Raw genomic sequence first — 18,553 nt, forward strand, 5'->3', positions numbered from 1 at the left:
GCGTTTACACAATTTGGTTTACAGGCCCAGTAAATCTGCTCCGCCTTATTTGGCGTTTTACCGCCGTTAAATTGATGCGGCCTCACCTGTGAGTAATACCCTAGAATGTAATTTCCGATGTGTTTTTTGGCCTCTGCCAGATTCCGATAACCCGCTGTTGGAATCCATTCAGTCTTTAAGCTTCTAAAGAAGCGTTCCATTGGGCTGTTATCCCAGCAATTTCCTCTGCGACTCAAGCTCTGTTTTATCTTGTATCGCCACAGCGATTGGCGATATTTAACACTGGTATAATGGGTTCCTTGGTCGGAGTGAAACATCACACCTTCCGGTTTCCCCCTAGACTCATGAGCTATCGTTAAGGCTTTGACTGTCAATTCCGAATCAGGAGAGTAACTCATAGCCCAGCCAATAGGTTTTCTGGCAAACAGGTCTAGCACTACGGCAAGATAAGCCCAGCGATTGCCCGTCCAGATATAGGTGACATCACCCGACCACACTTCGTTCGGTTTACTCGGTGAAAACTGTCTATCGAGCAAGTTAGGTATGGCAATGTGTTCTTGCAACGCTTTTTTGTAGTTATGCTTCGGCAACTGGCAGCTTTGTAGTCGCAATTGCTTCATCATCTTGCCAGCACGATAACGACTGATTGGTAATTCTCTATCAGAGGATATCTGCTCAATCGTTCTTGCCCCGGCTGAACCGTTGCTTTCCGCATGAATTCGCCGAACCATAGCGAGTTCTTTAACTCGTTTGGCATTCGGTCGTCTGCGACGATTTTTCCAGTATTTAAACGTGCTACGGTGAACCTGGAAGACCTTGCAAAGACGCTTGACTGAATAGCGCTCCTGAAGCTTTTTGATGACCTTCAGCTGTTCAGTGAATCCGACATCAAGAGCGCTGTAGCCTTTTTTAATATGTCTTTTTCCTCTTCGAGGTACTTAACCCGCTTTTTGAGTTGCTGAATCTCAATCTGTTCAGGCGTTAAAGCACTGGCTTTAGGCGTTTTACCTTTGCGTTCTTCACGCAACTGCTTAACCCACTTATTCATCGTTGATAAACCAACACCCATGGCTTCAGCGGCTTCTGATGCCGTATAGCCCTGGTCAACGACCAATTGCGCAGATTCAAGTTTGAATTCGGCTGAAAATGTTCTTCTTGTCTTTGTCATTTTGACTCACCTTTTTGATTTAGATGCATTTTAGCATCTCCAATTAGGTGGCCAATTTCACTTTACCACTACAGACCGAAATGCTTAAAAAGATAATCAATTGGGCTCTGAGGTCTTTCAAAAGTATTTTTGAGTTGAAAAGTCCTTTTGCGATTTTATTTAGTGGTGTTTTCATGTGCCACCTCCAGTGTAGTCAGTCTGTTTTGAGCCCATTCTCGACTAGTGGTTTTTAGTTTTTCGTATTGCTCATCATTCAAGTCTATTTGCATTTTTAATAACAGCGTTAATGTGAAGTGATTCAAGTAGAGTTGTTCTTCTAAGGCTTTTGCCGTAATTTCAAGAGGTGTAGCACTTTGATTATTAAGCCCCTGGTAGATCAGTTCCGCAGCTAGTGCTGAAATAGATAGGTTGTGTTTCTGAGCCATCACTTTAATTTGATCTTCAATGGCAGGTTCAATATATGTTCTGATTAGACTTTTCATTTTTTTCTCCTTTCTTCAGTCTTATCCTCCTGGTAAGGGATTTTGGTTTAGGGTACACAACAGCTCGTGCGTGTTGTGTACTGACTGCTTGCAGTAATAGCGAAGCGTCATACTTAAAGATTAAAGAGATCTGAAAATTATTAGTTTTTAATGTGTGCTATTTTTAGTGAAGTGGATCTTAGTTGCTTTTTCTTGGTAATTTACGAGTGACTTATTTCAAATTATCTTAAATAAAATCAACTGGTTAATTATTTTTAAACTATTTTCCTAAAAAAATAGAAAAATTTTAACGACCTCTGTATTCTCTATTTGTGCCTGATGGTCAGGCACTAAGTTTTAAACTTTGTTCAACTAATTAGAGGAGAGCACTTATAAGAAAAAGGAGAAATTAAATGAAAAATGACATTGACACCCTTCTTTACAAGAAAGAAAACAGTTGTTGGGTGATCACAAAAAACAACTGAAATCTGTGGTTCGGCAAATCAACTCAGATATTAAAAAGATTGAACTATCAATGACCCAACTTGATGAAGATTATTTTTAATAAGAATCAGCTAAAAATTGGTTTTTAGCGAGAGTAAGAAATGCTTGTGAGCGTTCGCTGACAAGTTCAATGAGGTGACACAACCACATACCTGAAAGTTTTTGAGGTATGTAGCTAACCTACCTTATATCTGTCAATTAAAGTGTCGGAAGTCTGGTTTGCCTGTTTAGAGTAGTCTACGATCTTTTCAAAGATTGTCTTCGCTAAAAGAGGGGGGACTGCATTTCCTACTTGTTGCTGCATATAGGAAATCGGGCCTTGAAATTCGTAACTATCTGGAAAGCTTTGTATTCGTGCAGCTTCTCTAAGTGAAAGGCCACGATGTTGTGTAGGATGGATTAGCATGCTCTTTCTGTAATTTGATATTGTTGGAGCAAAATCCTTATATTTCAGTCGTCGATAAATACCGCTATGAGTGTTGTGGGTTGATGAGTATGTGGTCATGAAACCTTTTTCAGCAGCAGCCTTCCAGTTTTCACCTTGTTTAATTACTTTATATCTTTCTATGACGGTATCGTTGTTTTTACTAACAAAATTTTGGATGGCGTGACTCATACCATTTCTGAGAAGTCTGGCATATTCACTTTTAGGCTCGCATTTATATTGTAGTTTTTGAGACATTTGCCCATTTTGTAATAGTGGTAAATCAAAAATTGCATCGTGAATTGTCACTGGAGAAATGTGTTCTAAGGAATCAAAGTCAAATGCTATTCCACCTAATGTTTTTTTATGTCCAATTATAAAAAACCTAAAACGTTTTTGGGGAACGCCAAAAACTGCGGCGTTTAAAATTTTTGAGGAGGTTTGATATCCCAGCTTTTGTAAAGCGGATTCAACATCATTGGAAAAGTTTCCTTTGTCGAATGATGCGAAACCTTCAACATTTTCGAAAACAAACCAATCAGGCTGAAGTGTATCAACGAACCTAAGATATTCTTTAAACATCCAGTTGTTTGGGTTATCTAAATTTCTTGTCCTTGTGTTTGCATGAGAGAAACCTTGGCATGGTGGACCACCAAATAAGATGAAAGGACTCTCCGAAATATGTTCAAGCGGATCTACTTCAGAAATGTCATTCTGTAAAACTTGAGTGTTGGGGTGATTAAAACGATAGGTTTCGGCGGCGTATTGATCGAGTTCAACGGATAGCTTTACGTTAATGCCTGCTAGTGATGCTCCGACACTCATTCCGCCGGCACCAGAAAAAATATCAACCGCAATATAGTTATTTTTGTTCATTTGCGCAGCATACCATGAATTATTTTTTTTGCAATAGCCCGGGCTACCAGTTGTTTGCTGCGAAAATAGTAATGTTCCAAGTTTTTTGGGTATGTATGTATATATTTAATATGTTTACTAAATATGTTAAATATGTACAATATAGATTGTATTTTGTTCATATAGATTAGGTATCGAATGAAAGATAAGAAAACAAAGTTTGTAGAATTAGCAAATAATAGAGTGAATAGGACTATTAAAGACCTGAGATTGATAGGCAATTTAGCAAATAAGAATAATTATGAGTATGACGATGCTCAGACAAACAAAATCATAAAAGTTCTCCAAGATGAGCTAGATGAAGTAAAAAGAAAGTTTGATTCAAATAGGTCAGGCTTAAAAAAAGATTTTAAATTGTGAACTTAAAGAAGGATATTGCATTGGCGGATAGGCAATTTACAGCAGGAGCTTTGTTTGCAGGGATTGGAGGGTTTTGTCTCGGTTTTTCAGGTGCAGGTATCAAAACAGTGTGGGCAGTAGAGAATGATGAGAATGCTGTTAAAACATATTTGAAAAATATAAATGATGTTAGGGTTATTACTCATGAAGATAAACCTGCTGACATAAGAAATGTCAAAGTAATAAATGATGACTTAGAGCCAGTCGATGTTTTACATGCTGGTTTTCCATGTCAAAGCTTTTCTATAGCAGGGAATAGGAATGGCTTCAATGATGAACGGGGAAAGTTGTTTTTTGAAATTATTCGTATAGTAAATGAGTTTAAAGATAAAAAGCCTTCGGTTATTGTTTTGGAAAATTCACCTAATATCAAAAATGGTGGCGATGGAGCTTGGTTTGTTGAAATTAAGAAAGAGCTTCAACGAGCAGGGTATTGGTTCAGAGAATCTAATGCTCAGGAACTCGATATATATGAGTTGACAACATTACCGCAAAAAAGAAATAGACTTTTCATGGTTGCTTTTTCTCGAAATCATTTTAAAAGTGGAAAATTTACTTTTCCTCATACTCATAACACGGAGGATAAAAGCTTATCTAGCTTAGTGGGCTTTGATAAGGCTTTATCTGATGATTATTATTATCTTGATGAGCATAATCGCTACTACAAGATGATTTCAAATGAGGTAGAAGATACTTCGTGTATATATCAGTTGAGAAAATACTTAGTTAGAGTAAAAGAAAGGGATGTTTGTCCAACGTTGACAGCCAATATGGGTCTTGGAGGGCATAACGTACCATTTATTCACGATCAAAAAGGTTTAAGGAAGCTAACCGAATATGAGTGTTTAAAAATTCAAGGTTTTCCTGATAGGTTTATGTTTCCAGATGAAGTGGCAAGGTCAAAGAGGTATATGCAGGTGGGCAATTCAGTTAGCGTGCCAGTAGCTCGATTATTGGCTGAACAGGTAAGAAAGAAAATCATAGAGGATAGAAAAAATGGGTGATATTGGATGGTTTCACCCCGTTGATGAAGCGGATCAATGGGATGGTTTTAATGATTCTGGAATTGAGCACTTTCGAGGGGAGCCTCTTTCAAACCTTGCTAGAGAAATTATTCAAAACGCTATGGATGCATCCATTAAAGGTTCAATTGTCAATGTTGATATTCTCTTAAAGTCGATTCCGACACAAGAAATTCCTAACCTAGAGGAATTGTTACAGAACTTACAAAGCTGTTTGGAGGCTTCAAAGTTTGAAAGCGGAGAAAAAGCCAAAAATTTCTTTCAAAATGCGATTCACTTATTGACTCAGAAAAATGTAAAAGTATTGGAAATTTCTGACTGTAATACTACAGGAATGAATGGGCCGGCAATGAACGGAACACCATTTTATGCTTTTATGAAAGCAAGAGGGCAGAGTAAAAAAAGTGATGAAACTGCTGGTGGCTCATACGGTATCGGAAAGTTCGCACCATATGCGGTATCTCTTGCAAGAACAGTTTTTGTTTCAACCGTTTATAAAGATGAATCTGGTGTTTATGAACAGCTGAATCAAGCAAAATCTTTGCTCATGTCACATGATGATGAGGAAGGGAATAGAAGACAAGCTATTGGTTATTGGGGGGTAAAGGAAAAATGTATGCCAGTCAAAGGCAACGCAGATAACGTCCCAAACTGGTTGAGCATGCAAAGTTCTTCCAATATTCAGACTGGAACAAAGCTAGTTGTGCTTGCTTTCGATGATTCAAATAAAGATTGGGAGAAACTTTTAGTAGCTTCAATAGTGGAAAACTTTTTTGGAGCTATATCCAAAGAGCAACTTCTAGTAAATGTTAATGGAGAGTATGAGCTAAACAAGAATACTCTTCTAGAAATATTTGATAACGCAGATATTTTGGGTGCTTTGGATGAAGATGGTTTAGAGATATTTTTGAACAGAAAGCATTATTTGGAAGCTTACGAAGGAAATTCTTTTATTGAGGCAACTCAGAATACCGTTCTTGGTCATTGTGAATTAAAAATTATGGTAAATGAGGGGTTGCCTAGCAAGGTCTGTGCTTTAAGAAATGGTATGTTTATTACAGAGCAATTGAGGAGGTTGATAAGGTTTCCTGGTTATAAAGACTTTGTAGCTGTATTTGAGTGTACCAATCCAACAGGAAATGAACTGCTGAGAGCGATGGAGCCACCTAGACATGATGGTTTTGAGCCTGAGCGCTTAGATGCGGATAAAAAATCTCAAGGGAATAAGGCATTAAATGATATTGCAGTATGGATTAGAGAAGCCTTAAAAAAATATGCAAAGGAACCGTCATCAGATGTTTCTAGTATTGATGAGCTTAAAGAGTTCTTTGGGTATGAGGATAATGAGAACACTACTAATGCGGAGAAAGAGATTAATCCTTTTGGAAATATTGTGTGGAAGCCTCGGCCGATAAAAGTCAGTACATTATCATTGAGTGCAAAAGGAGGTCAGGGGCCTGGTGATGGTCCAGGAGTGACTGGTGGTGGTAATGATGGAGAAGGTGGCTCAGGTACTAGTGGTGGTTCTAACGAAGGTGAGTCCGGAGGCGATGCTAAGAAAAGCATTTCAATTAAAGACGTGAGATCTTTTTTAATTCCAAATGGAAAAAGATCGTTGTCTTTCACACCATATTCTTCTGGGGAAATCAATTTGTCCTTGCTTGAGTGTGGGTCGGACCAAGATTATTTCATTGCTGTAAGAGAAGCTGATTTAGGAAAGGTTGTTGATGGCCGAATAAATATGACGGTTGTTCAGGGGCAAAGATATAGATTAACTGTTGAGGTTGAGGATTCTTTTGATGGCGCAATAAAGGTGGTTGCAAATGAAGTTTGAAGATCAGAAGGCATTTCCATATCCTGTGTTAAGGCCACATAGTGATGACTATTTGGACTGTGAATTTCAGGTAATTATAGATCCTGAAGTTGCCGAAAACAGATTGTCTATTGAAGTGGATTTTATTCTTTCAAATGAAGAAATACTTTCCGAAATCGAGATGGGGAAAGCTAAGTATGTTTCGGTAGTTTCATGTCGAGATACTTTTTTCAAAGAGATAGAAATCACTGGAGATAAAAAATTAAAGAGAGTTTTCCCTGTAGATTCTCTGAGAGGAGAAGTCTTGGTTGAAAGCTATGTGGTCGCAACTGACACAATCAAAAATTTTAAATCTGACGATTTAAACAAAGAATTTGAAAGCGTCGAAATTGATTTTGAAAAAGGTGATTTATTAGCGCAGGATGAGCCATATGTTCTATATATTGATAAGGAATATTTTGGTCATGTCATTTCAGTGCTGGAATTGGTTAAGGTAGATGGCTTGGACTATGGCGAATTTAATATAAATCTTGAAGGTCATCATATTCAAATTGAATTGAATTCAGAAATGAAGGATTCAATTGATGAAGCTAGAAATGAAAGAGCGAATAAATTGATTCTGACGAATTCGATATATTTTACGGCGATAACCTACGCCATTGAAAATTTGAAAAGTTCAAAAGAAGATTATAAGGATTACAAGTGGGCAGATGTTATTGAAAAGCAAGCTCTTAACAAAGCAATCTCACTGGATTCAAATGAGGATGCTTATAAAGTTGCTACGCAGCTGATGAAAAACCCATTGGTTATGCTTGCTAAATACGTTTTTAAAAGGGATTCGTAATGGCTATTTCAATGTTCAAAGAGAAAACTTTTTTGAGTCTATACAATAGTGTGCCAGAAAATTTGGAACTTTATAGAGAAGGAGGGTTTCAAGAATCGATTCCTGAAGACGGGTTGATTCCGTTAAGTGGTGTAGGGGAAGATTTGGATTCTTTAGAAGCTCTGAGTTTTGATTCAAGCGGCGCTGATGATTTTTATCTGGAAGAAGTGAAGAGCGCTGTAATTGTTTTCAGAGCCTTAGAAGAGCTTACATTGTACTTAGCAAGGGATAAGAGGTTTTGGGCGTTTCTAACTCACACGGCGTTGTTGTCATATTCTAGAAAAAGATGGTTAATTCCAGAAGACGACGAAGAGGCAGTTAAGTTCGTGAGAAAGCATTTTTTCGGTTCTAACCATCGAGAGTTAGAAAGAGATAATGCTGCATCTCGATTGTGGTGGATGGCCAAGCTTTGTTCGAATGTTGATGGGTTGTCTTTAGAGGACTCGTTAGTTTCTCTTATGTATAGAGCTGATGTTAGAGCAAATTTAATTGAAAGACCTACTACGGCTCTAAATATGAACGTTTTCTCTATGGTTATTAAACAATTACATGAGTCTTTTAAAAACGATAAAGCCTTGTTTGAAAGAATAAGATTTAGAGAGTTGATGAAATCTCTAAATGTTGAAGGTGGAAGAAGGTTGTTAGAAGTTGCGGATGAGAATCAGCTTTGTAGTATTTTGGATTTAGGTGAATAATTATTTAGGTAAAAGATTTCCATGCTCTGTTTTAATGGATCAATTTTATAATATGTGATGAATTGTCTTCGGGTTGTGCAGGATATGAATCCTATGTGGCGTCAATATGAATGGTTAATTTCTAAAATATTTCACGATAATACGTCTTCACTGACAACCAAGATTTTGAATGATACTCGTGTAGTTGGTGAATATTCGGAGCGTTCTAGGCAAGTTGATATATTAATCAAAACCAAAACTCAAACAACAATGGTTGAGTGTAAGCATTACTCTGTTCCAGTCGACATTAAATCTGTAGAATCTTTTCTTGGAATGGTGACTGATGTGAAGGTTGATTATGGTATTTTGGTTTCTTCGAGTGGGTATACAAAATCTGCTGAAAAAAGAATACGGGGGCTAAAGGATAAAATTTCATTGGAGAACATTGATTGGGAAACGGCATATGAGACAGCATTTGAAGAGGTGTCTTATGGTCGAATATCTGATGTATGTGCTCATTGCGTAGACCGTTATGAATCAGGGCGAGAAGTGCCAGGTTTGTTATGTTGGGAGCATGGTTTTGCACTTGAATATCAAGGAACGGTTTCTGAGTTTTCAATTTCCAAATGTTTAAAATGTAATAAATATACGGCGTATTGTGATGCGTGTGGTTTGGTAACGCCTATAGAAAAAAATGACATTTGTTGTGATTTAGCAAGTCAATTTATTTCCTGGTACAAAGATACTTACCAGTAATCATGTGGTAATTAGCTTAATTTGTATTGCACGTTCATTTCTATTTTTACTTGTGCAAAGATGCTCAAGTTGTTAAGTGTTTGCTAAACAATTTACTAAACTTTATTCATTATATGGTTTATAATTTTTATAGTTATTTTATTTTTATAAACCAATATATATAGGGAGGAGATATGTTTGGTGAACGATTAAATCGTGCACGCTCTGCATCAGGATTGTCTCAAGCGGCTCTAGGAAAAGCTACTGGCGTCAGTGCGAATATGATTAAAAAATACGAACACAATGAAAGCATGCCATCTTCTTCTGTAATGATTCGGTTGTCAAAAACTCTTGATGTGCGAGCAGAATATTTTTTCCGTCCAGTTAAGGTTGAGTTAAAAAATGTTGAATATCGTAAACGCTCGTCAACTCCGAAGAAAGTTCTAAACCGCATTCATGCCGATGTTTTGGATCAGGCAGAGCGTTGGCTTCAATTAGCTAATTTATGGCCCAATTTTCCTATAAAACGGTTTAACCCCCCAGCTTCTTTACCAGATGAAATATTTGGTATTGAGGATATGGAAGCTTTTTCTGAATTAGTTCGCTCTGAATGGGAGTTAGGTTTAAACCCTATACCAGATCTAATTGATTTGTTTGAATCAAAAGGTATTTTGGTTATTTCCACTGATGTTGAAATAGACGCCAAGTTTGATGGACTTCAAGCTGAAATCAATGGTCAGCCTGTAATTGTGATTTCTTCCCTTTGGTCAGGGGATCGTCAGCGTTTTACCTTAGCACACGAACTCGGTCATATTTTGGTTCATGAACGCTTAGCGAATAATTTAGATGAAGAAAAGGTCTGTAACCGCTTTGCTTCTTCATTTCTGTTACCACAAAAAGCATTTGTTGAGCACTTTGGTGAGAAGCGTTATGACTTGGAAGCTCGAGAATTGTATTTGCTTAAACATGAGTTTGGCTTAAGTATGGGGGCTTGCTTATATCGAGCAAAGGATTTAGGAGTTATTGCAGATAGTTTATATAAAAAATTGACTATTAGTTTTGCTAAGAAAGGTTGGAGAAAGCGAGAACCAGGTGAACAACTCCCTCCTGAAAAGACATTTCTTTTTGAACAGTTAGTCTACCGAGGCTTGAGCGATGGGATTCTCTCTGAATCCAAAGCAGCAGAGTTGATGTCTATTTCGTTAATGGAGTTTCATCAACAACGAAAACTGGAAGATCAGGGAAGTTTGAGTGCAAATTCTCATTAGCGATGCAAATATTTTCATTGATTTAGAAGATGGAGAGCTTTTAGATAAGCTCTTCCAACTTCGATTTACCTTCAAAACACCAGATATTCTCTACTCAGAAGAATTAGAAGCTCAGCACAGTCATCTAATTGAAAATGGGTTGCAACTAACTGAGCTCAATGAGACATCTATGCATTATGCTATGGCGTTGGTTGCTCAATCTTCTGGCCCAAGCACAAATGATTGTTTTGCGTTAGCTTCTGCTAAGCAGGAGGGTTGCCCATTACTTACAGGGGATGATGCATTAAGGAAGCTTGCCAAAAAGGAAGGTGTGGTTGTTATGGGTACGCTATGGATTGTGGAGCAAATGGTTCACGGTCAGGCAATCTCCGTAGACGAAGCCAAAGACGCTTATAGCAAAATGAAAGTTGCAGGTAGCAGGCTGCCTTGGGATTTAGCCTTTAGTCGTTTAGATGAAATTTAGTTCGTCTCAATTTTACCTTAGTGATATGTCGAAATTTTTGAGTTTTATCGACATGTTCTAAAAAAGTGTTTATCACGTAAACATGTTCATGTCTTGGATTCTTCTCACATAATATATTGATTTATTTTAAATATTTTTAATAAAGGTATTTAAAAAGATGCTTGAGCGGTTTTATTTTGAATAATTTGCTATATGTTTGAGTGATTTTCTTGCGAATGTTACGGAATCCTTTATTGGTAAAGGCGTAGAGGACAAATAGGTTTTTTGTAAATATTTTGTAAATAAAGACATTAAATGTACTGGAACTGCTTTTAAATTGGGAATGTCTGGATTCCGGTGTAGCCACCATATTCCTAAAAGCTCCGCATTGTCGGGGCTTTTTTTATGTCAGAAAAAACATCTCTTCTTTTATAAAAAAAACCCGCGTAAAGCGGGTTTTTTGATTGAAACCGGTATTGATTAGTAACCAATGTCTTCGTGGTGCGACTGTGGAATGGCTTCTGAGCCAGGTAACAGATACCACATGAGGTAATCGACCACCATTGGAACCAGAACCGTGTGTTGGTTTTTTCGCTCTTGTAGCGCTTGTCTGATGGCTTGTTTCAATTCTGCGCGGTTAGAGGTGTCCATAATGATATCGATTTCAGTGCCAAACTGATCCAGGGCTTCTTCAAAATCAGGGAAGTTCGGAATGCCACGGTCTTGTGCGTCGTCCAGCAATGGGTTGTCTCGATTCGGTTCGCTGATACCGATGATTTCGATGTTCTCGGAATTCATTTGTGTGAACTGCTCATAAAATTTCCCGCCGATACGTCCTAGGCCAATCATCAGAATGGTAATTTTTCTCATGCTTCTTAATCCTCAATGTTTGTTTGTATTTTAAAATACATATTATTTCGTATGATATAAATCACTGCACAGTATAGGGTAATTGAGATAGGTCTGCCATGGATGCATTATGATTTTGGAATGAATGTTTTTATGACGTGACGAGAAATACTTATTTGAAACTGGCGTTATACAAAACAGAGTTTGCCTTTGCCGGATTTTTTGGCTTTGTACATTGCGGCATCGGCTAAATCGATCAGCTGGTTTAAGGTATCGGCATCTTGTGGGTAAGAGGCGACACCGATACTGGTGCCTAGGTGAAGCGTTTTATCCTCCAGTTGAATCGGTTTTTCGATGGCTTTGATCAGGCGATCACCGAACATCTGGATGGCGACACGATCGACGGTATGGTGGGTGATGATGGCGAACTCATCGCCACCGACGCGCACCACAATGTCTTCTTTCCGAACGGTGTTTTTAAGTCGGCTGGCGATGGTTTGCAGCACTTGATCGCCCACTTGATGTCCATAAGTGTCATTGATTGGCTTAAAGCCATCCAGATCAAGAAAAAACACAGAGTAGCTGTCGTTGCCTGATTTGTTGGTCAACAGGTTATGTTGACCTTCTGTTTGCGTCAGTGCATAGCGGTTATAAAGCCCCGTTAAAGAATCATGATAAGCCAAATAGCGAGCCTTTTGTTGCAGTAATTGTTTTTGGTGTCGGTTCGATGCAAACAGAAAGGCAATTCCGCCCATTAAGACGATGATGCCGATTAGGAGGGAAGCCATGTTTTGCAGTTGGTTCTTTAGCTTTTGAGTAAAGGCTGCCTTTGGTGTAAACGAAATAAGTAACCATTGATAATCTTTAAGATTGGCTTGGGTTGAAAATTTTTTGTCTTGGAATTGATAGTGTCCTAATTCGGAAATGACTTTCGATTCTAAAGGAAAAATGGAATCAAACGTATATAACCCTTGGGATGTTTTTATCTGCCCGCTGCGTCGGGTCAACAAGGTTTGCCATAACTTTGGGTGTGCGGTAGCAAAGGTCTGATTTTGTTTGTCTTTAAACATGAAGCCCCATTCCATATCTGGGTTGGGATGTTTTAACCAGTATCCCATCTGGTCGACGATCATCAGTTGCGAGGGCTTTGTTGAACTTAATCGATCAATCTTATTGAACAAGGTTTGCCCGAAATAATTCAACAATAGGATGCCCTGTCGCTGGCCTCGTTCATTAAATAGAGCTTTTCCGATGCGAATAATAGGTTTATAAGGCTGTTCGATCTTGCCTTGTTCGATATTCAAATCAAAACGAGAAATATAGATTTCTTCGGATGAAAGCCGGTTGATGTCTTGAAAGTAGTAACGGTTTTGTTTGTTTTGTAATTGACTTTGAGGGATGATTTTCGGGTTTCCGTTATTGTAGTCCACACGAACTTTTTCCATGCCTTCCTTGTCAAGGTAGCGAATTTGGTCATAGCGGGTGCGGGTTTGTGACAAAACCAAATAAGTGGAGGCCAAATCTTGTCTGAAACGGTGTTCCGATGTGATATTTTGGGAGTGTGAATGTAAAGGTAAAGACGCTAAAGTCAATAAGTCCGACAACATGCTTTCGTACTCTTCAAGCATAATATTTTTTGCATGGGACACAACTTGGGATTGATTCAGTTTGATGAGTTCAAGTGCTTGTGTGGACTTTAAGCTGTACCAGCTTGAAATCAGAAACCCGAGTACGGCCAGCAATAACAGGTAAATACCTATAAAATTGAGCCAAAATGTTTTTTGAGTCAAGTTGCTGGATAAAATCATTAGGTTCCAAGATGGGGCGTTAAAAGAGCTCTTAAATAAATCGTTCATTTTATAATAACGATATTTTCAGGTTTTTTTTAAGTTTTTTTATAAAATTGTTTTATAAATCAACTGTTTCAAGTAAGGTTCTTTGCGTGATAGATAAATTGATTTCAGTAGGGTAACAGATGATCAAAAAAATAGTAGGTTTGGCGTTGATTGGAATGGTGTCTCTTCCAGCTCAGGCGTTTACAGAAGCGTGCCAATTGGTAGCGCAAATGGCAGGACCCAATTATGAAAACAAGCCGAACCGGTTTGGCAGCATGCAATCGCCGGATGAAATGCCCAAGACACTCAATGCACAGTTGGTTGGGCGTAATGGCGGTTGGTTCATTTACCAAGGGGACACGGCCTGGTTTGATGTGAACCATTGCGCGCCAATCATTCATTCGGTTGGTTCCCGCTCCGTGGAAATGGTACCGGTTCTATTGAATAAAGAAACCGGACACAATGCGGTGATCAATGGCATTTTCTTGATTAAAACCTATCGGCAAGAACATATTGATTTGATTGCCGAGCGCTATGGCTTCCAAAAAGTCTCGCCGTTGCCGAACCGGTTCACGGCGGTGTTTGATGTGAAGCCGCAAACGTCTTACGATCATTTGATTGAAACGTTGGACCGGGATCGGGACATTGAATTTGCCGCGCCGTTATTGAGTGAACCGCATTATCGCCCTGATAAGCGTCCAACCCCGTGAGGCTTCTTTTGAATGGTTAAAAACGCCCAGGCCTGGCAAGATTTTCGTCCCTGTTTAAGAGGATGGTTACAAGATAAAGACCAATCCGCTGATTAGAGCAATGACGATAATGCCCAGATTCAAATCCTGAAATTCTTTTTTCACCAGCTTTAACGCCACGTACACCACAAACCCTGCCGCGACGCCAGTGGTGATGGAATAAGTGAGTGGCATCAATAATACAATCAAAAAGACCGCAGCATTGGTAGCTAAATCACTCTCTTTAAATCCCACTTTCCCTAGCTCGCTGAACATCAGAATGCCGACAATTACCAGAATGGGGTAAATGGCGTTTTGCGGCAGGGCCTGAAAGAGCGGGAGCATAAACAAGGTGCTGATAAACAGCAGTCCGGTGAATACGGCTGTCAGACCGGTTCGCCCGCCTTGTTCAATGCCGGTGGCCGATTCAATGAACGCCGTGACGGAAGTAACACCGACGGTGCTCCCGGCCACGGTGGATAAAGCATCCGCTTTCAGGGTGTTTTCCAGCGAGTAATCTTTTTTACCCTGTGTTTGAAACAATTGCGCCCGCATACCAATACCGGTCACGCTGCCAAGGGTGTCGAACATGTCGGTAATCAAGAAAATCAGAATCACCGGCAGCAAAGACAAAGTCAATGCCGACATGATATCCAGTTCGAATGCAATGGGAGCAATGGAAGCAGGCAAGCTGAAAATAGTCTCCGGCATTTGCGCAAGGTCAAATACCCAGCCGATCATAGCAGTGGCGGCAATCGAGAGCACGAAGGCGCCTTTCAATTTATAGGCATAAGCGATAAGCGCCAGGAAAAAGCCGACGATCCCCAACAGCACCTGCGGGGACGAAAAGTCGCCTAATGCCACCAGCGTGGCCTCACTGTGCGTGATGACGCCCATTTGTTCTAGACCGATAAAAGCGATGAAAGCGCCAATCCCAGCACTGATGGCACGGCGTAAATCGATCGGAATCGACGACATCATCCAAGCACGGAAAGGGGTGAACGATAAAATGACAAATAAAACACCGGACAGAAACACCACACCCAAAGCGGTTTGCCAAGGAATCTGCATGCCGAGCACCAAGCCGTAAGTGAAGTAAGCGTTTAAGCCCATGCCGACGCTCATCGCAATCGGTGTATTGGACCAAAGGCCATTTAGCAATGTTGAAAAAATGGTAATCAAAGCGGTTGCGGTAATCACCGCTGCCATCGGCATGCCGGCATCACTGAGAATGAAGCCATTGACCGGCACGATGTACAGCATGGTTAAGAAGGTCGTCAAGCCGGCAATAAACTCGGTTTTGACGGTGGTACTATGCTGTTTTAAATGAAACATCGCTTACCTCTTTTATTTAAGAGATTAAGGTTTTTTAAAGAGGAAATACAGACCTAGCAGTGCCACAAGACCTTGTAGCCAGATTTGTTGCATTAAATAGGGCACATGGGTCAGTTCCGGAATGGCGGCCACCACAAATAACAATACAGCGATGGCGCGGTTGCGGTCGGCTTTTTGTTGTTTGGCCAGCTGTTGTTCCAAGCGGGCGATTTGTTCAGATTGCTGATCGAAATTGGCATGTGAGAGCTTTTGCAAACTGCTATGCAATAAGCCCGGTAAACTGGGTGCTTGCTCAATCCAGAAAGGCAAATTGGCTTTGGTGTTTTTAACCAGACTTTTTAGCCCGACACGTTCTTGCATCCAATCTTCCAAAAAGGGTTTGGCGGTATCCCATAAATCGAGTTCATCATCCAGTTGGCGTCCGAGTCCTTCAATGTTAAGGAGCGTCTTTTGCAACAAGACCAATTGCGGTTGCACTTCCATCCCGAAACGACGTGCTGTTTGGAATAAACGCATTAGGAACAAACCGAACGAAATTTCTTTTAATGGACGATCCCAGATCGGCTCACAGACGGAGCGAATGGCCGATTCCAATTCATTAACCCGGGTATCGGCCGGCACCCAGCCGGATTCGATGTGGAGTTCGGACACACGTAAATAATCACGATTGAAAAAGGCCAGGAAGTTTTCCGCCAGATAGCGCTGGTCTTCTGGGTTCAGGGTACCCATAATGCCGAAATCTATCGCGGCATAACGTCCATCCGGCAACACAAAAATATTGCCTGGATGCATGTCGGCATGGAAGAAATTGTGTTTGAACACCTGGGTGAAAAAGATGGTGACGCCTTTTGCCGACAGGTCGGTCAGGTCAATGTTGGCGGCCTTCAATTTGTCGATTTCAGAAATGCGGATGCCGTAAATGCGTTCCATCGTCATCACGTTATCGTTGGTGTGAGACCAGTAAATGTCGGGCACATACAATAAATCGGAATGTTCAAAATTACGACGCAATTGCGAGGCATTGGAGGCTTCGCGCATCATGTCGAGTTCATCGAGAATGGTTTTTTCAAACTCTTCCACCACTTCAGTCGGATGCAGGCGTTTCGATTCTTTCACCGCCGCTTCCAATAACTGTGCCAGAGATTTCATAATGGCAACATCTTGCTCGATCACCGGTTTGATGTCAGGACGAACCACTTTGACCACCACTTCAGAACCGTCATATAAGGTGGCAGCATGCACTTGTGCAATGGACGCCGAGGCCATGGGTTTAGGGTCGAAGCTGGCATACGCTTCTTCGATAGGGCGTTTCAAACCCTTTTCGATGATGCTGATGGAATGTTGTTCGTCAAACGGCGGACAATCGTCCTGTAATTTTCTTAATTCGACCGAGATGTCTTCCGGTAGTAAATCTTTTCGAGTGGAAAGTGCCTGACCCAGTTTGATGAAAATCGGGCCAAGCTCTTCCAAAGCCAACCGGATCCGTTCACCACGGTTGCCTCTGGATTGAAAGCGCCAGTTCCAAGGTAGCAGCAAGTTGGCGACAATCAACCACGCATATTTGGTTTCACTTAAGACCAGTTTGTCGATTTGATAATGGGTGAGGACGCGATTGATTTTAATAATGCGAGTCAGTTGTCGAAAAGATTTACTAATGATATTCATGTGTTGTCGTCAATTAAGTGGAAGAAGTGTTTTGCAGGCGTTGAATACGTTCAGCTAATTGATCCACCGCTTGGGAAGTTTGCTGTACATTTTGCGCAAATCGATTGATTTGTGAGTGGGTCGGCAGCACTTCTATTTCGAACTGCAAATACTCTTTGAGCGTTTCGCCGATTTTCTGTTTAGCATCACGAGAAGATTTTTGGCCTTGTCGAACCGTGGAGCCGACTTTGAATGCGATTAAATCACCGGTCACCTTAGACAACTGTTCTTCCCAGTCGATTTCTAAGGTCTTGACCGCTTCAATAAACGCTTCCGCCACCGTTTCATCGCCCGAAGTTTGGTAAGCTGGCTGGTTTTGAATCCAGTCGTTAACGGAAAACTTGAGGTGACAATCGGGGCTGCCCATTAAGTGATTCTGCACACTGAATGTGCCTTGCCCATCCGGCTGGATTTGATAGATCAGAAAAAAGGTTTGTGCAAAATCCGTCAATGTCAGTTGAATGACTTTTTCATCACAAGGGGCAAAGGCTTGACCTTGTTGATCATCCAGTTGAATCGCCTGGTTAAGCAGTGTTTCAAACAGTTTGGATAATGATGTTTTGACCAGGCCTGGTGAATTTTCTGACGTGTCCATACCGATTCCTTTTAGTATTTCCAACCGCGATGCAATGCCACAATGCCTTCAGACATGTTGAGGTATTCGGCTTTATCAAAGCCAGCCTCCAGCATCATTTGCTTGAGTGTTTCCTGGTCGGGGTGCATGCGGATCGACTCGGCCAGGTATTGATAGCTGGCTTCATCATCGGCGATGAGTTTTCCCATTTTCGGCAAGATACTGAAAGAATAAAAATCGTAGGCTTTGGCCAGTAATGGTTGAGTCACTTTGGAAAACTCCAGAACCATCAGTTGTCCACCTGGTTTCAAAACACGATAGATTTCTTCAAGTGCCTTGTCCTTGTTGGTGACGTTACGAAGCCCGAACGAAATGGTCACCAAATCAAAGGTGTTGTCAGGATAGGTCAGTGCTTCGGCATTAGTGATGGTGTAATCCACATTGCCGATGACGCCTTCATTGGTGAGGCGGTCACGCCCGACACGTACCATACTTTCATTGATGTCGGCGAGTACCACACGCCCGGTTTTACCGACACGTTTGGCGAAGGCTTTGGTTAAATCTCCAGTACCACCCGCTAAATCCAACACGACATTACCCGGACGGATGCCACTGAGTTCAATCGCATGACGTTTCCATAGACGATGAATACCGAATGACATCACATCGTTCATAATGTCGTAATTGCCAGCCACCGAGTCAAACACGCCTTTTACTTTTTTAACTTTCTCTTCTAGTGGCACTTCGCTAAAGCCGAAATCAATGGTTTTTTTGGAGTGTGAATGCTCTGTTGTCATAAAAGGCGTCCTAATTAATGGAT

General features: G+C 40.5%; 17 protein-coding genes and 1 pseudogene. 9 read left to right on the forward strand and 9 right to left on the reverse strand.

The window, feature by feature from the left end; all coding sequences use genetic code 11:
* Window positions 1-26 precede the first annotated feature (26 nt).
* The 3 genes and pseudogenes from GHNINEIG_RS01935 to GHNINEIG_RS01945 form a co-directional block, all read right to left on the reverse strand.
* Window positions 27-1,168 (reverse strand): annotated as a pseudogene (locus GHNINEIG_RS01935) (IS3 family transposase); the annotation flags it as partial.
* Window positions 1,169-1,323: 155 nt separating this feature from the next.
* Window positions 1,324-1,650: a hypothetical protein gene (locus tag GHNINEIG_RS01940; protein ID WP_135795079.1), complete on the reverse strand. Its 327-nt coding sequence runs from the start codon at window positions 1,648-1,650 to the stop codon at window positions 1,324-1,326.
* Window positions 1,651-2,308: 658 nt separating this feature from the next.
* Window positions 2,309-3,433, reverse strand: a complete 1,125-nt coding sequence (locus tag GHNINEIG_RS01945) for a DNA cytosine methyltransferase (RefSeq protein WP_135795080.1) — start codon at window positions 3,431-3,433, stop codon at window positions 2,309-2,311.
* A 177-nt stretch (window positions 3,434-3,610) separates the two neighbouring features.
* Here GHNINEIG_RS01945 and GHNINEIG_RS01950 point away from each other — a divergent pair, with 177 nt between their 5' ends.
* From GHNINEIG_RS01950 to GHNINEIG_RS01985, 8 genes are all read left to right on the forward strand, one after another.
* Window positions 3,611-3,832 carry a hypothetical protein gene (locus tag GHNINEIG_RS01950; protein WP_135795081.1) on the forward strand — a complete coding sequence of 74 codons (222 nt, stop codon included), beginning with the start codon at window positions 3,611-3,613 and terminating at the stop codon, window positions 3,830-3,832.
* Window positions 3,829-4,875: a DNA cytosine methyltransferase gene (locus GHNINEIG_RS01955; protein ID WP_189636908.1), complete on the forward strand. Its 1,047-nt coding sequence runs from the start codon at window positions 3,829-3,831 to the stop codon at window positions 4,873-4,875. The genes GHNINEIG_RS01950 and GHNINEIG_RS01955 overlap by 4 nt, the downstream gene beginning before the upstream one ends.
* On the forward strand, window positions 4,868-6,727 hold the full coding sequence (locus GHNINEIG_RS01960; RefSeq protein ID WP_135795083.1) for a hypothetical protein: 1,860 nt from the start codon (window positions 4,868-4,870) through the stop codon (window positions 6,725-6,727). The genes GHNINEIG_RS01955 and GHNINEIG_RS01960 overlap by 8 nt, the downstream gene beginning before the upstream one ends.
* Entirely contained in the window at window positions 6,717-7,550 is an 834-nt protein-coding gene (locus GHNINEIG_RS01965; protein WP_135795084.1) for a hypothetical protein, read from the forward strand. Before GHNINEIG_RS01960 ends, GHNINEIG_RS01965 begins: the two co-directional genes overlap by 11 nt.
* A complete protein-coding gene (locus tag GHNINEIG_RS01970; protein ID WP_135795085.1) occupies window positions 7,550-8,284 on the forward strand; it encodes a DUF6339 family protein in 735 nt (244 codons plus the stop codon). The genes GHNINEIG_RS01965 and GHNINEIG_RS01970 overlap by 1 nt, the downstream gene beginning before the upstream one ends.
* 57 nt (window positions 8,285-8,341) lie before the next feature.
* On the forward strand, window positions 8,342-9,019 hold the full coding sequence (locus tag GHNINEIG_RS01975; RefSeq protein ID WP_135796804.1) for a restriction endonuclease: 678 nt from the start codon (window positions 8,342-8,344) through the stop codon (window positions 9,017-9,019).
* Window positions 9,020-9,192: 173 nt separating this feature from the next.
* Entirely contained in the window at window positions 9,193-10,266 is a 1,074-nt protein-coding gene (locus GHNINEIG_RS01980; protein WP_135795086.1) for a helix-turn-helix domain-containing protein, read from the forward strand.
* Complete coding sequence (locus tag GHNINEIG_RS01985; RefSeq protein ID WP_135795087.1) at window positions 10,250-10,729, forward strand: PIN domain-containing protein; 480 nt, start codon at window positions 10,250-10,252, stop codon at window positions 10,727-10,729. Before GHNINEIG_RS01980 ends, GHNINEIG_RS01985 begins: the two co-directional genes overlap by 17 nt.
* Window positions 10,730-11,188: 459 nt before the next feature.
* Here the strand turns inward: GHNINEIG_RS01985 and GHNINEIG_RS01990 are convergent, their stop codons facing one another.
* Both GHNINEIG_RS01990 and GHNINEIG_RS01995 read right to left on the reverse strand, forming a co-directional pair.
* Window positions 11,189-11,578 (reverse strand): Gfo/Idh/MocA family oxidoreductase, encoded by a 390-nt coding sequence (locus GHNINEIG_RS01990; RefSeq protein WP_135795088.1) that lies wholly within the window; start codon window positions 11,576-11,578, stop codon window positions 11,189-11,191.
* Between the two features lie 167 nt (window positions 11,579-11,745).
* Window positions 11,746-13,365 (reverse strand): sensor domain-containing diguanylate cyclase, encoded by a 1,620-nt coding sequence (locus GHNINEIG_RS01995; protein ID WP_189636909.1) that lies wholly within the window; start codon window positions 13,363-13,365, stop codon window positions 11,746-11,748.
* 167 nt (window positions 13,366-13,532) lie between these two features.
* Here GHNINEIG_RS01995 and GHNINEIG_RS02000 point away from each other — a divergent pair, with 167 nt between their 5' ends.
* The gene (locus tag GHNINEIG_RS02000; RefSeq protein WP_135795090.1) at window positions 13,533-14,102 is read left to right on the forward strand and encodes a hypothetical protein; all 570 of its coding nucleotides are present in this window, start codon (window positions 13,533-13,535) and stop codon (window positions 14,100-14,102) included.
* A gap of 66 nt (window positions 14,103-14,168) precedes the next feature.
* Here GHNINEIG_RS02000 and GHNINEIG_RS02005 read toward each other — a convergent pair whose 3' ends face one another.
* Genes GHNINEIG_RS02005 through ubiE form a run of 4 tightly spaced genes read right to left on the reverse strand, consistent with a single transcriptional unit; the run spans window position 14,169 to window position 18,530 of the window.
* On the reverse strand, window positions 14,169-15,455 hold the full coding sequence (locus GHNINEIG_RS02005) for an NCS2 family permease (protein WP_135795091.1): 1,287 nt from the start codon (window positions 15,453-15,455) through the stop codon (window positions 14,169-14,171).
* A 24-nt stretch (window positions 15,456-15,479) separates the two neighbouring features.
* Window positions 15,480-17,120, reverse strand: a complete 1,641-nt coding sequence (ubiB, locus tag GHNINEIG_RS02010) for a ubiquinone biosynthesis regulatory protein kinase UbiB (RefSeq protein ID WP_135795092.1) — start codon at window positions 17,118-17,120, stop codon at window positions 15,480-15,482.
* A 13-nt stretch (window positions 17,121-17,133) separates the two neighbouring features.
* Window positions 17,134-17,754: a ubiquinone biosynthesis accessory factor UbiJ gene (locus tag GHNINEIG_RS02015; protein ID WP_135795093.1), complete on the reverse strand. Its 621-nt coding sequence runs from the start codon at window positions 17,752-17,754 to the stop codon at window positions 17,134-17,136.
* 11 nt (window positions 17,755-17,765) lie between these two features.
* Window positions 17,766-18,530, reverse strand: a complete 765-nt coding sequence (gene ubiE, locus GHNINEIG_RS02020) for a bifunctional demethylmenaquinone methyltransferase/2-methoxy-6-polyprenyl-1,4-benzoquinol methylase UbiE (protein WP_135795094.1) — start codon at window positions 18,528-18,530, stop codon at window positions 17,766-17,768.
* Between the last annotated feature and the right edge of the window lie 23 nt (window positions 18,531-18,553).

This window comes from Hydrogenovibrio crunogenus, from assembly GCF_004786015.1.
GTDB lineage: Bacteria > Pseudomonadota > Gammaproteobacteria > Thiomicrospirales > Thiomicrospiraceae > Hydrogenovibrio > Hydrogenovibrio crunogenus.